Consider the following 13,604-nt stretch of genomic DNA (forward strand, 5'->3'; position numbering starts at 1 on the left):
CGGATTCCTCCTTAATAATCGTAGCGAGATGTAATCATTTTTTTACGTGTATAGAAATTGATTCCGTCTTTTCCGTTCACATGTAAATCTCCATAAAAAGAATCTTTCCATCCGGAGAAAGGGAAGAACGCCATCGTTGCAGGGACTCCGACATTGATGCCGAGCATTCCTGCATCCGCTTCTTCACGGAATTTACGCACCGCGGATGCATCTTTCGTGTAAAGTGTGGCTCCGTTTCCATAACGGGATTTACGGATATAATCCAATCCTTCATCCAGCGACTCCGCGCGAAGAAGACTGAGAACAGGAGCAAAAATCTCCTCCTTGGCGATCGTCATTTGCGGTGTTACGTGATCGAAGATGGTCGGTCCGAGGAAATTGCCGTCTTTTGAATCCGTCATTTCCTGTCTTCCATCACGAATCAGCGCCGCCCCTTCCTGCACCCCTTTTTCGATATATCCGACCACTTTTTCGCGGTGGGACTCTCTGATGACTGGAGTAAGCAGCGTTTCTTCATCCATGCCGTTCCCAATCGTCAAACCGTCTGCTTTTTCACGCAGCGCCTGGACTAAAGCGTCGTTTTCCCCGACCACGACGACAGCACTGCATGCCATACACCTCTGCCCAGCACTCCCGAACGTGGAACTGATGATATTCTGTACCGCTTTATCCAAGTCGGCGTCCGGCATGACGATATGGTGATTCTTGGCTCCAGAAAGGGCCTGGACCCGTTTCCCGTTTTGAGCTGCCGTTTGGTAGACATATTTAGCGACGGGCTGGGATCCGACGAATGAAATCGCCTTGATATCTTCATGATCGAGCAGACCATTGACGACATCATGCGCTCCATGAACGATATTGAAAACTCCTTTAGGAGCTCCGGCTTCTGTAATCAGTTCCGCCAACCGATTGGCCAAAATCGGTGTACGCTCAGAAGGCTTCAGTATGAACGTATTTCCACAGACGATGGCTAATGGGAACATCCATAACGGCACCATCATCGGGAAGTTGAATGGAGTAATACCTCCAACCACTCCTAGTGGATAGCGGAACATTTCTGAATCAATGTCTTCTGCAATATTGGATAACGTTTCTCCCATCATGTGCGTCGGTGCTCCGGCTGCAAATTCCACGCACTCGATGCCGCGCTGAATTTCTCCGTAGGCTTCTTTGAATGCTTTACCATTTTCCTGAACGAGCAGGTGGGCAAGCTCTTCGTGGTTTTCATTCAACAAGTGGTGAAACTTGTACATGATTCGCGCCCGTTTCGGCACGGGAACGTTTTTCCATGATTGAAAAGCCGCCTCAGCAGCTTTTACCGCTTTATCGACATCTTTTTTTGTTGAAATAGGCACACGTGCGAGCAATTCTCCTGTCGCAGGGTTCGGTACTTCCAACTGCTCTGAACTCTCCGACTCCACCCATTCTCCGTTAATGAAATTCTTCAGTAATTTCGTATCGCTTTTCGTCACAGCCATGGTAGACCTTCCTCCTTCATTGTTGAAACTTTCGTCACTACGCTTATGTACGTAGGCTTAAAAACACGTGCATCAACGACTTTCCAACTCTTCTTTCTTCTGAAAAAGAAGGTTGGAGAAATACTTTCTTCCATCTGCCGTTTTAATAAGAAGCTTCTCGAGATCATTTTCCGGTTTTTTCAGAGTCAGTTCTGCGCCGCTCAAGTTTTCTGTAACGTCCGTAATCATGTAGCCTTTGTCTAACCAATGGTCAATTTTCTCTCGTTCAAGTAAGTATTCCTGGTAATCAGACATCCATATGCACTCCTTATAGTCATACGACTTTTAGACTCAATGGATATCACCGAGTCTAAAAGCGGATGACGGATATTTGATATTAATTCGCGTCTTTCAAAGCTTCCCGGCTGTTTTCATCTTCAAGATCCCAGTCCCGGCCGACAGTGATTCCTAGGAAACGTTCATCACTCGGGTCCTCGATTTCTGCCTGTTTGTATTTTTTGAAATACCAGTGCTTACAAAGCAGATAGTAGCAGACGGCTCCGAGACCAAAGCCGATCAAAAAGGAGTAACTCGGGAAAAAGTATGAGACAGATCCCCCTGCCACCCACGAGATGAACCCTGCCAAGTTGATGCCCCCGGCATACCTGAACTGTCCATCGGACTTGTAAAGGTCGTACACATTGACTCTTCGTTTTCTCAATAAGTAATAATCGGCAAAAAGAATTCCGACGATGGCAGATAATATTCCACCGACAATTAGAAGAACAGGAATGATCGCTGCAAACAAACTCCACGGCTGAACAATCGTCCCTACCACTCCGGCTGCAAATACGCCTGCCCAGAACGGGAATTTCGGTCCGCCTACATTGGAAAAAATCGTAGCCGCGGGCACAATGTTTGCGGAAATATTGGTCGACCACTGAGCGAGGACAATCATGAGAAGTAACAGACCGAGCACCCAGCCGGTCGCTGTTTCCTGAAGCGCGATGACAGGGTCATAGTTTTTGACGGCGATATAAGCGACGGCCCCGATGATGATCATGAACGTTTGAGTCAGTGGAAGGGCGACCAGACTTCCGATCAACGCACCCTTGTTCCGTTTGAACCAGTTGCGTTCATTTTTCGGTGCTTTGATGAACCTTGAAATCGACGGGATGTCTGCAGCAAGCGTAGCCCAGAAGCCCATGTTGCTGAAAATGACAACCAGGAAAGCCGTAAAGGCATCGGCTCCTGCTGCCGGATTTTCAGACCATGTCCAAATGTTACGTCCTTCACCAGCCGCAGTACCGGAGAGCTCCAAGAACATCCAAATGGAAATGAGCAGGATGGTCGGGGCTGCCATATCGGCAAATCGTTCTACGGCTTTGATTCCAAGGGAAGTATTCAATAATTGGACAAAAGCGAAAATGAAGAAACAGACGAGCCAGTTATCGAATTTGAACAGCATACTCAAAATTCCATTCATGGCGGTTGCACCGAAATAAGTATTGATACCGAACCACATGGAAGCGGCCACCCCACGGACAACAGATGGGAGGTGTGTCCCCATCGTTCCGAACGGCGCACGCATGTACACCGGGAAGGACAACCCATGTTCAATGCCGATATCGGAAATCAACGCAATGAAGGCTCCGATGGCTAATGAACCGATGATGGTACCCAGGATGACGAGCGGCAATGGCAGTGATGCCACGCCGGCGCCCCCGATAGCGAAGGTAGCCAATACTACGACCATTCCGACCCACATGAAAGAAAAACCTAAGGTGGTGATTTTTCTGCCTTCCTGATGGATCGGCAGCAAGTCTGGAGACCTCAGATGACTTTCTCCTTTTTTCAATAAACTCACTCCTTCACCCATTCTTCAAAAATGGAATCAGTGAATCGTTTCACCTCCTCTCTGTGCCTCTACAGTTCATGTCCTTCCTATATTTTCAGCTTTTCATCAACTGGAGCGAGCAGTTGGTTGTAGCGGGCACGCTTCAAATATCGGCCTTTTCCTGTTTCGCCTACGAAGTTCTTATCACGGATGACGAAATCCCCTCTGGAAAGCACGGTGACAGGTTCGCCTGTGACCTTCATTCCTTCGAACGCATTGTAATCGACAGCCATGTGGTGGGAACCGACGGAAAGAGTGCGTTCGACATTCGGATCGAAAATGACAACGTCCGCGTCCGATCCGACAGCGATGGTCCCTTTCTTCGGATATAGACCGAAGAGTTTCGCACTGCGAGTCGACATGATATCCACGAACTGATTCAGACTGATGCGTCCTTTTTTCACGCCTTCAGAAAACAGGATGCTTACGCGGTCTTCTATCATCGGACCGCCGTTCGGAATCTTGGAGAAATCCCCTTTTCCTAAATCCTTTTGACCTTTGAAATCAAAGGAGCATTGGTCTGAACCGAGCGTCTGGAGCTGGCCGCTCTTGAGCGCATTCCACAACACTTCCTGATGCCACTTTTCACGGAGTGGAGGAGACCAGACGTACTTCGCCCCTTCAAAATTCGGCCGCTCCAAGTAGCTTTGATCCAATGCCAGGTACTGCGGACAAGTTTCGCCCCACACATTGAATCCTTTACTCCTCGCCTCTGCGATTTTTTCAACCGCTTCTGAGCAGGAGACATGTACCACATACAGTTGTGAATCTGCAAGTCCGGTCAATTGAGCGGCACGGCCTGTCGCCTCTCCTTCCACTTCCGGTGGACGCGTGAGAGCATGATAAATCGGATCGGTGTTCCCTTTTTCCAAGGCTTCACTGACGAGGTAATCGATGACATCTCCGTTCTCTGCATGGACCATCACTAAGCCGCCGTGCTCTTTAGCCATCTTCAATGTGCGGAACAAAGTTTCATCGTCCGCCTGGAACACATTTTTATAAGCCATGAATACTTTGAAAGACGTGATTCCTTCGTTATCCATGATGGCAGGAAGCTGATCCAGCACCTCGTCATTCAGTTCAGAAATCATGAGGTGGAAACTGTAATCGATGACCGCTTTGTCCTTCGATTTGGCATGCCAGACGTCGATGGCATTTTGAAGCGGCTCCCCTTTGTTCGTCAGGCAGAAATCGATGACCGTCGTCGTACCACCAAAAGCAGCGGCGATCGTTCCCGTTTCAAAATCATCCTTCGATACTGTCCCGCCGAAAGGCATTTCTAAATGCGTATGTGGGTCGACGCCGCCCGGGAAGACATAACACCCTTTGGCATCGATGCGTTCAGCATCCGGTGCATCCAGGTTCTCACCGATTGCTGTGATTTGTTCATTTTCAATCAAAATGTCTGCTTTGTACGTATCTGCAGCCGTGACGATCGTTCCATTTTCAATGATTTTTTTCATGATTTTTCTCCTTTCTGAATTAAGGGGTTAAGTTGCCCTTTTTCTCTTGAACCAATCCGAGGACCGCCTGTCGATCGTTCCATGTCATCGGAGGATGCTCACTTTCGAGCTCGACCATATCGATCGCTCCTTCCACCGGGCATACGATCGAACATAAGTTACAGCCGACACAGTCTTCTTCACGGACTTTCAATATTGGATTCCCTTGTCCATCCTTCAGCATATCGATGCACTGATGGGACGTGTCTTCGCAGGCGATATGACATTTGTTGCAGTTGATACACACATCGTTGTTGATGCGGGCGACGATTTTATAATTGAGGTCGAGGTTCCCCCAATCGGAGTACTTGGGAACAGACTTCCCTACGAGTTCCTGGACGGAAGGGATCTCTTTTTCATCCAGATAATTGTTCAGACCGTCGATCATGTCCTCGACGATCCTGAATCCATGGTGCATGGCGGCGGTGCAAATCTGTACGTTCGACGCTCCCATCAACATGAACTCAACGGCATTCTGCCAATTGGAAATGCCACCGATGCCCGATATCGGCACATTGATACGCGGACTGCGCGCACATTCCCCTACCATATTGAGTGCGATCGGTTTGACGGCCGGACCACAGTACCCTCCGTGTGCTCCCTTGCCGCCAACATGAGGAATCGTATTCCACGTATCGATATCGACACCTGCGAGACTGTTGATCGTATTGATCATACTCACCGCATCCGCTCCGCCTCTCACAGCCGCTTCAGCGGTGGCGGTGATATCGGTGATATTCGGGGTCAACTTGACGATGACCGGTGTCTCGGCCGCTTCTTTCGCCCAAAAGGTCTGCTTTTCAACAAGCTCAGGAACCTGCCCGGATGCAGAACCCATCCCCCGTTCTGCCATCCCATGCGGACACCCGAAGTTGAGTTCCAGTCCGTCTACCCCGACTTCTTCGACTCTTTTTACAATTTCATGCCACTTCTCCTGCTTGGGTTCGACCATCAATGAAGCGATGATGGCATGGTCGGGATACATTTTTTTCGTTTCATAAATTTCTTTCAGATTGACCTCGAGCGGGCGATCCGTGATCAATTCAATGTTGTTGAAACCAGCCACGCGCTGCCCATTGAAACTGACAGCGGCAAAGCGGGAGGATACATTCAAAATCGGATCTCCGAGCGTTTTCCAGACGGCTCCGCCCCACCCAGCCTCAAAAGCCCTCTGCACCTGATACCCTGAATTCGTCGGTGGTGCAGAGGCAAGCCAAAATGGGTTCGGTGATTGGATTCCTGCAAGATTGCTCCTTAAATCTGCCATACTGAACTCCCCTTTCTACGGAAATTTCCTATATCGTCACGGATTGTTCTTTGAATTGTTTGTGTATGGCATAAGCGGCATCTTTCCCTTGCTGGGCCGCTGTGACCACCATCGCTTCCCCTTTTCCTTTACCGAATACAACGTCTCCGCACGCAAACACTTTCGGGTTGGAGGTACGGTACGATTCAGTCACTTGTACGACTCCATCTTTATGATCCAATTGGAATTGTTCGATCAAGCTGAGGTGCCGCGTTTGACCGATGGCTTTGATCACTGCATCAACAGGGATTTTGAAGTTGGATCCCTGTACCGGCTGTGGACGTCTTCTTCCATCCTTATCCGGCTCACCCAATTCCATTTTTACGCATTCGATGGATCGAACGCTGCCCTTTTCATCACCATGTATTTTGACCGGCTGGGTCAGCCACTCGAACTCGACCCCGTCCTGCTTCGCAAATTCGAATTCAAAGTCATAAGCAGACATCTCTTCCTGAGTACGGCGGTAAAGGATTTTCACTTTTTCTGCACCCAGACGGACGGAACAAGTGGCTCCATCAATCGCCGTGTTTCCAGCTCCGATAACCGCGACCGTCTTGCCTATGAACGCATCCGTCAACGGTTTCGTTTTCGTATCTTTGACGAACTCGATTGCGTCATACACGCCGTCCAACTCTTCTCCTTCAATGCCAAGGTCAGGGACATGCGCCATTCCTGCAGCCAGAACAATGCTGTCATATGTAGAAAGCATCTCATCAGCTGATATGTCTTTTCCGACAGTGGTGTTGGTACGGACTTTCACATCGAGATTTTTCACTTGATCGACTTCCCAGAAGGAAACTTCCTGTGGGAGACGGAATGACACGATTCCATACGAGTTCAGGCCTCCCGCTTTGGAAGAAGATTCAAAGATCGTCACGTCATAGCCGAGTCTCGCCAGTTCGCGGGCCGCTGACAACCCTGCTGGGCCTCCTCCGACGACCGCGACCGTCTTCCCGTTCCGCTCTCCTTTTTTGAACAATACTTGATCGTTTTTAATCGCCCAATCAGTTGCGTACCGCTGGAGATCTCCGATAACGATCGGTTTTGTCGAGTGGTTGAGTACGCACGCTCCTTCACACAATTCTTCCGTCGGACATACGCGGGCACAACTTGCGCCGACGGGGTTTGAGCTCATGATCGTCGTCGCTGATCCTTTTAAATTTCCTGAAGCGATTTTTTTGATGAACGAAGGAATGTCAATACCGGTGGGGCATGCCTGTATACATGGAGCGTCATAGCAATACAGGCACCGGTTCGCTTCTTCCACCGCTTCCCGGTCGGTCAATGCCGGGTGGACTTCCTCGAAATTTCGAGACAGGTCTGTGAGGGAAATCTTCATTTTTTCAGACTTGGTCAATACTTTCCGCCTCCTTCAAGAAGTTGTAACATCAGTCAAGGCTCTAGATTGTTCCGTTGTTTGAGAAAGGTTCAGGAGTCAGGGGGACGAGTCGCTTTCCGCGGGCGTGACGCTGAGTCTCCTCGGCCTACGACCTCCGGGGTCTCAACTGTACTTGCATCCCGCAGGAGTCTCCCCGTCCCCCTGACTCCTTGCGACAATCAAGCGTAACGGAACCATGAAGTGTAAGATTGCTATATCTAATTACAATGAAACTTATGAAGATTAGGGGAGGTGGAAATGGTGAGACTCCTGCGGGAGAAGCGGTAAGGGTGAGACCCCGCAGTGAAACGAGGAGGCTCAGCACCGCCCGCGGAAAGCGATCCATTTCCAACTCCCCTCCCACTTATCAAAAACAACCCGCTTATCTTTGAAAATAAAAAAGCTGACCATTCTTCACTTTCATTTGTGTTGGTCAGCTTTGGTGTATTTTCTTATGGTAGTAGGGAAGTCATTTCGCCGTAGGTTTCTGGCCGGCGGTCGCGGTAGAACTGCCATAGGTCGCGTACTTCACGGATCATCTTTTTGTTCATTTCCCCTATGATGACTTCTTCTTCATCACGGCTGCCGGTGGCGACAAAGCTTCCGCGTGGATCGACGAGATAGGATTGTCCATAAAACTCTCCCATGTTCCACGGCCCCTCCGTACCGACACGGTTGATGGCTCCTAAATAATAACCATTGGCGACGGCATGAGCCGGCTGTTCGAGTTTCCATAAGTACTCAGATAAGCCGGCAACCGTTGCCGATGGGTTGAACACGATTTCCGCCCCTTTCAAACCGAGCAGTCTCGCGCCTTCAGGGAAGTGGCGGTCATAACAAATATAGACCCCGACTTTAGCAAAAGCTGTGTCAAATACCGGATATCCTAAGTTGCCTGGTTTGAAATAATATTTCTCCCAAAAACCGCAGCCTTCTTCTCCGACTTTGACATGGGGAATATGCTGTTTCCTGTACTTACCAAGGTAAGAGCCGTCAGCGTCGATGACTGCAGCTGTATTGTAGTAGGTAGCAATTCCTTCTCTTTCATAAATCGGGAGGATGATGACCACACCCAGTTCTCTTGCGAGGGCCTGGAATTGAGTCGTCGTCGGCCCTTCAGGAATCTCTTCAGCCGAGTCATACCACTTGGCATTCTGCTCAGCACAGAAATAAGGACCGTAGAATATCTCCTGCAGGCAGATGATTTGTGCTCCTTTTTCTGCTGCGTCCCTTACAAGCTGGATATGCTTCTCGATCGATTTTTCTTTATGGACGGATACAGGCTCGTTTCCATCCACCTCATGTCTGGCTTGGATCAAACCGATTTTTACGATATCGGACATGCATATTCCTCCTTTAGTTTCGTGAACCTTATATGTAGCAAGTATTACGGTCATTGCACGAACGCTCAGTTTTATTTTGTTAAAAATTTTGATAGGTGTGGGTCAGTCATGATAGGGATTTAAGATTATTCATTTTGGAGATGTATTGTGGAATCATGGTGGCAGTCATTTGACCTTAGGTGAAATCTATCTAACTGGAATTCGAAACGCCCCTCCTTTTTTCGTTTCGTTGTTTCATGAAGTCTATAAATAAAAAACTATCACAACTCTTGTAAAAAGATTGTTGAATTTTTCCATAAATATACTGTTTTTTTGTCATATCATTACTAATCTTCGTCCATATGGAAGAAAACATGAAAAAAGAGGGGCATCTTCAACCATCCATGCATTCACAGATGATTGAGGATGCCCCCCTTCTATTCGTTATTCAGATTTTAAGTTTAAGAAGATATTAAAGACAAATAAGAAGACAGCGAGTACTGTAAGAGAAGCTCCCGTAGCGATCACCGGTACCCACTGGTCACTCTCTAAGACTATGGACAAATAGAGTCCGGCCATCATGATCGGAAGTCCTGCATTGTGAAGCCAGAAATGAAATTTACCCAGTTTCGCTTCTCCAAGGCTTGGAAACAGGTGATACAAAATCCCGGCCAGTGTGAGTGCCGTCCATCCTAATAAGTTGATGTGTACGTGTACAGGCGTCAACGCATAATCGTGAACGAGTGACATATAATAGCCGATCGCCACCCCCACAGCAAAATAAATGCTTGAAATTTTGATTAACGTAATCCCCATAAGCGACCTCCTTCTTTATTCCCTTCATCTATACGCTCCTTGAGGCATAAACAGAATAATAGATTTTGGCGGGGGAAAAGTCGTAAAATGGGAATGTATCTTTATAAAGAGGTGAGATTATTTATGAGAATTGAAATTTGGTCAGATTTCGTCTGTCCTTTTTGCTATATCGGAAAACGACGTTTGGAAGAAGCGTTGGAGCAGTTTCCACAGAAAGATCAAGTCGAAGTTGTTTATAAAAGCTTTGAGCTGGATCCGAATGCCGAACGGAATAAAGAAGCGAACATGCATGAAAAACTTTCAAAAAAGTACGGTCGGACTTTAGATGAGGCACGTGAAATGACAAGGAATATGACTGAGCAAGCTGCGATGTCCGGTCTTGATTTCCATTTCGACACAATGATTCCGACAAATACTCTCGATGCCCACCGGGTTGCGAAACTCGCTGAAACGAAAGGACTTGGAAAAGAAATCACGGAGCGTTTCCTTAAAGCGGTATTGACCGATTCAAAAGACATCGGTGACCATGAAACATTGATGGACCTATCATCTGAAATAGGTTTGGAACGTGCTGAAGTGAAATCTGTCCTTGAAGGAGAAGAGTATACGGATGCGGTCCGCTCAGAAGAGCAGGAAGCACACCAGATCGGCGTCCAGGGCGTGCCTTTCTTTGTCATCAATCGTAAATACGCTGTGTCCGGAGCTCAGCCGACAGAGATTTTCGTCCAAGGTCTTGAGAAAGCTTTTGAAGAAGAGCAGAAGTCTTCTCCATTTGAAGATCTGTCTACTGACCAAGACGCGGCATGCACTGAAGACGGATGCGAAGTTCCGAGCGGGGATAAACAATAATTCAGCCTCTACTCTCCGTTTACATGTTCTCGTGCGAGCTGTTTATCAGCCAAAAAGGGGATTTTATCGGCGGAAATTCCAATTTATCGACCAAAAAAGGAAATTTATCAGCAAAAATCCCAATTTATCAACCAAACCCCACGATCACCCGACCGTGGGGGTTTTATTTCGGTTGTGGATCCGCTTGGATGAGGAGGTCGACTAAATGGACAGCGTCGATTTGATTACTTTTGCCGGACCGTTCGACTCCAAGCTTCATTTGCAGTAAGCACCCTGGATTTGATGTCACAATACCATCAGGATTCACTCCACATACATCCTCCATTTTCACATCTAAAATCTCCATTGAGTCCTCGTAATTCACGATGTTATAAACCCCCGCTGAACCGCAGCAAAAATCAGGGCGATCCATTGCTTTCAATTGGACTCCTGGTATTTTCCCGATCAATTCAAGAGGAGGTTCCGTCACCTTCTGTACATTGGTCATATGGCAGGAAGGCTGATAGGTTATGGTTTTATCAAGTGAACACTTAAACTCCAGACCATCTAATTCGACTAAAACCTCTGAAATATCTTTCACCTTAGAAACAAACGTAAGCGCTCGTTCATACCAAGCGGATCCTTTTTCAAACAAATGATGATATTCAATCATTCTCGCTCCGCATCCACCTGCATTATTAACGATATAATCAACGTTTTCCTCTTCAAAGACTGCAATATTCTTTTTAGCCAAATCCACAGAAGAACTGATTTTTCCTGAATGGGCATGGAGTGCCCCACAGCACGTCTGTTGTTCCGGAATCACGACTTCCGCTCCACTTCTAAGCAGCAATTCTATCGTGTTCTCATTGGATTCGAAAAACATGCTGTCCATGATACACCCTGTAAAAAAAGCCACTTTGGCTGATGCGGGCCTTTTTCTCATGTATCGCTTCACGCGTTTCTTTCTCCTTTTTGGAGAAGGCAGATCCGGGAGCACTCTCTCAAAGGCATCCAAATGATTGGGGGCAAGTTTCGTCCACCCCAAGGTTTGCGCTACTTTTTGAAATCCTGACTTTTGATACAGCCATGTGGCATGCCCCAAAGTATTCATCCATTTTTGTGAAGGGAAAAATGATTGGAATAAAAACTGTTCCAGCTTCTTCTGAGTTGGAGATTTCACCTTTTGTTCATCGATGACTTGCTTGGCCCCTTCTAAAATTTGTCCGTACTGGACATTTGTCGGACAGACGGTCGTGCAGGCCATGCACCCGAGACATTTTTCAATAGGGTTCTCAAGGTCCTGGACGGTTCCTTTTCCTTCAGCGACCATTTTCACTAAATTGATCCGCCCCCTAGGAGAATGTGTCTCCCTTTCCATCGTTTCATACGTTGGACAAGCGGGCAGACAATAGCCGCACTGGACACAGTCAAACGTTTTGTCATAATTGAGCTTTTCCTGCAAAGCTTTTAGATTACTCATTCCGAAGCACCAGTTTCTGGCTTTTTTCCGCAAATATTTTTCCTGGATTCATAATTCCATTGGGATCCCAGGCTTCTTTCACCCGTTTCATCATATCCAGGCCGATTTCACCGAGTTCCTGTTCCATAAACGGGGCTTTCATCGTTCCGATTCCATGCTCCCCGGAAAGTGTTCCTCCTAGTTCAATCGCCGCTTCGAATATCTCTCCGACCGCCTGTTCCACCCTTGCCATTTCTTCATGGTCGCGCTTGTCACACAGCACATTCGGATGGAGGTTTCCGTCACCGGCATGGCCGAACACGACGATTTCGACATCATATTTTTCTTTAATGACTTGCAGGCGTTCAATCAAATCGGGGATTTTGCTGCGGGGGACGGTCGCATCTTCAGATACCTTCGTCGGTTTGATTTGTGCGATAGCCGGAGAAACTTGTTTTCTTGCGTGCCATATTTCATCCGCATCTTTTTCAGTTTTCGGAATGATAATGTCCGTGGCCCCTATTTTCTTCATGATATCTTCTACGAGTTTCCGCTCGATTTTCAACGTTTCAGGATGCCCATCCAGTTCTATAATGACAATTGCTGCAGCTTCCACCGGCAGTCCAATCGGTTTGAAGTTTTCAACTGCCTGTATACAAGCTTGATCCATAAACTCCATTTTGGAAGGAAGAATCCCTGATGTGAGTGTTTTTGAGATAGCCTCTCCTGCGCTGCGAACTTTATCAAAGCTGACCATCATCGTCTGTACGGCAGGAGGTTTCGGCATCAATTTCAACGTCGCTTCAGTGATGACCCCAAGCGTCCCTTCCGAACCTACGATCAGTTTGGTCAGGTCATACCCGGTCACATTTTTGATCGTCTGTCCTCCTGTCCGTATGATCTCCCCTTCTGGAGTGATCACTTCAAGGCCTATGACATGATCTTTCGTAACCCCGTATTTCAAGCCTCTCGGTCCCCCGGAATTTTCCGCTAGATTTCCGCCAATCGTAGCGACATGGGCGCTGCTGGGATCGGGCGCATACATCAATCCGTGCTCTTCGGCTGCTTTATTGATGTCTGCTGTCAAAACGCTCGGTGATACGGAAACGATCAGATCTTCCGGTCGCAGGTCAATCGTTTTCGGCCACTGTGACATATCGAGGACGATCCCGCCATAGACAGGCAGTGGTCCACCGCTCAGACACGTCCCTTGGCCTCGAGGATAGACGGGAATTTTATGTAGGTTTGCCAATTTAAGAATGGATACAATCTCTGACTTCTGCTGCGGCTGGACGACGACATCCGGCAGGTATTCACCGAATGAAGCATCAAAGCTGTAACTGTATCGGTCCGCCAAATCGGTCATGACTCTTTTTTCCGGAAGAATTTCCTTTAATCTCTCAATCCACGATTCCATCCTCTCCACTCCTCTTCAAAGATATATCTCATTCAACAAATGTCCAAAGCTACTGTAGATTTATACCGAGGTTGGGGTGTTTCCGTTTCGCTGTATTGAAAATAGGACGTCCAGGAAATCACTCGCTTTCCGTGGGCATGCGCTGAGCCTCCTCAGACTCCGTCTTCCGGGGTCTCACCTGACATGTGCATCCCACAGGAGTCTCCCGATTTCCCGGAC

Annotated in this window: 11 protein-coding genes; 1 reads left to right on the forward strand and 10 read right to left on the reverse strand. The window is 47.8% G+C overall.

Going from position 1 to position 13,604, the window contains the following annotated elements:
- Positions 1-11 precede the first annotated feature (11 nt).
- From LCL89_RS14535 to LCL89_RS14570, 8 genes are all read right to left on the reverse strand, one after another.
- Positions 12-1,478: a CoA-acylating methylmalonate-semialdehyde dehydrogenase gene (locus LCL89_RS14535; RefSeq protein ID WP_224810687.1), complete on the reverse strand. Its 1,467-nt coding sequence runs from the start codon at positions 1,476-1,478 to the stop codon at positions 12-14.
- Between the two features lie 72 nt (positions 1,479-1,550).
- Positions 1,551-1,772 (reverse strand): hypothetical protein, encoded by a 222-nt coding sequence (locus tag LCL89_RS14540; protein WP_197317288.1) that lies wholly within the window; start codon positions 1,770-1,772, stop codon positions 1,551-1,553.
- An 82-nt stretch (positions 1,773-1,854) separates the two neighbouring features.
- Positions 1,855-3,336: an NCS1 family transporter gene (locus LCL89_RS14545; protein ID WP_404813434.1), complete on the reverse strand. Its 1,482-nt coding sequence runs from the start codon at positions 3,334-3,336 to the stop codon at positions 1,855-1,857.
- A gap of 65 nt (positions 3,337-3,401) precedes the next feature.
- Entirely contained in the window at positions 3,402-4,817 is a 1,416-nt protein-coding gene (gene hydA / locus LCL89_RS14550; RefSeq protein ID WP_224810688.1) for a dihydropyrimidinase, read from the reverse strand.
- 19 nt (positions 4,818-4,836) lie between these two features.
- Positions 4,837-6,123 (reverse strand): NAD-dependent dihydropyrimidine dehydrogenase subunit PreA, encoded by a 1,287-nt coding sequence (gene preA, locus LCL89_RS14555; RefSeq protein ID WP_224810689.1) that lies wholly within the window; start codon positions 6,121-6,123, stop codon positions 4,837-4,839.
- 28 nt (positions 6,124-6,151) lie between these two features.
- Positions 6,152-7,501, reverse strand: a complete 1,350-nt coding sequence (locus LCL89_RS14560) for an NAD(P)-dependent oxidoreductase (protein ID WP_224810713.1) — start codon at positions 7,499-7,501, stop codon at positions 6,152-6,154.
- A 491-nt stretch (positions 7,502-7,992) separates the two neighbouring features.
- Complete coding sequence (locus LCL89_RS14565) at positions 7,993-8,883, reverse strand: nitrilase-related carbon-nitrogen hydrolase (RefSeq protein WP_224810690.1); 891 nt, start codon at positions 8,881-8,883, stop codon at positions 7,993-7,995.
- Between the two features lie 423 nt (positions 8,884-9,306).
- Positions 9,307-9,678 (reverse strand): cbb3-type cytochrome c oxidase subunit I, encoded by a 372-nt coding sequence (locus LCL89_RS14570; RefSeq protein WP_224810691.1) that lies wholly within the window; start codon positions 9,676-9,678, stop codon positions 9,307-9,309.
- 123 nt (positions 9,679-9,801) lie between these two features.
- Here LCL89_RS14570 and LCL89_RS14575 point away from each other — a divergent pair, with 123 nt between their 5' ends.
- On the forward strand, positions 9,802-10,527 hold the full coding sequence (locus LCL89_RS14575; RefSeq protein ID WP_224810692.1) for a DsbA family oxidoreductase: 726 nt from the start codon (positions 9,802-9,804) through the stop codon (positions 10,525-10,527).
- Between the two features lie 163 nt (positions 10,528-10,690).
- Here LCL89_RS14575 and LCL89_RS14580 read toward each other — a convergent pair whose 3' ends face one another.
- Both LCL89_RS14580 and LCL89_RS14585 read right to left on the reverse strand, forming a co-directional pair.
- Complete coding sequence (locus LCL89_RS14580; protein ID WP_224810693.1) at positions 10,691-11,989, reverse strand: (Fe-S)-binding protein; 1,299 nt, start codon at positions 11,987-11,989, stop codon at positions 10,691-10,693.
- Positions 11,982-13,385 carry an FAD-binding oxidoreductase gene (locus LCL89_RS14585; protein WP_224810694.1) on the reverse strand — a complete coding sequence of 468 codons (1,404 nt, stop codon included), beginning with the start codon at positions 13,383-13,385 and terminating at the stop codon, positions 11,982-11,984. Before LCL89_RS14585 ends, LCL89_RS14580 begins: the two co-directional genes overlap by 8 nt.
- Positions 13,386-13,604 lie beyond the last annotated feature (219 nt).

Source organism: Halobacillus yeomjeoni, from assembly GCF_020171525.1.
GTDB lineage: Bacteria > Bacillota > Bacilli > Bacillales > Halobacillaceae > Halobacillus > Halobacillus yeomjeoni.

Coding starts and splice junctions, on each gene's coding strand:
- LCL89_RS14535 (WP_224810687.1), bottom strand. CDS start 1,478: ATGGCTGTGACGAAAAGCGATACGAAATTACTGAAGAATTTCATTAAC.
- LCL89_RS14575 (WP_224810692.1), top strand. CDS start 9,802: ATGAGAATTGAAATTTGGTCAGATTTCGTCTGTCCTTTTTGCTATATC.
- LCL89_RS14565 (WP_224810690.1), bottom strand. CDS start 8,883: ATGTCCGATATCGTAAAAATCGGTTTGATCCAAGCCAGACATGAGGTG.
- LCL89_RS14540 (WP_197317288.1), bottom strand. CDS start 1,772: ATGTCTGATTACCAGGAATACTTACTTGAACGAGAGAAAATTGACCAT.
- LCL89_RS14545 (WP_404813434.1), bottom strand. CDS start 3,336: ATGGGTGAAGGAGTGAGTTTATTGAAAAAAGGAGAAAGTCATCTGAGG.
- hydA (WP_224810688.1), bottom strand. CDS start 4,817: ATGAAAAAAATCATTGAAAATGGAACGATCGTCACGGCTGCAGATACG.
- LCL89_RS14585 (WP_224810694.1), bottom strand. CDS start 13,385: ATGGAATCGTGGATTGAGAGATTAAAGGAAATTCTTCCGGAAAAAAGA.
- LCL89_RS14560 (WP_224810713.1), bottom strand. CDS start 7,501: ATGAAGATTTCCCTCACAGACCTGTCTCGAAATTTCGAGGAAGTCCAC.
- preA (WP_224810689.1), bottom strand. CDS start 6,123: ATGGCAGATTTAAGGAGCAATCTTGCAGGAATCCAATCACCGAACCCA.
- LCL89_RS14570 (WP_224810691.1), bottom strand. CDS start 9,678: ATGGGGATTACGTTAATCAAAATTTCAAGCATTTATTTTGCTGTGGGG.
- LCL89_RS14580 (WP_224810693.1), bottom strand. CDS start 11,989: ATGAGTAATCTAAAAGCTTTGCAGGAAAAGCTCAATTATGACAAAACG.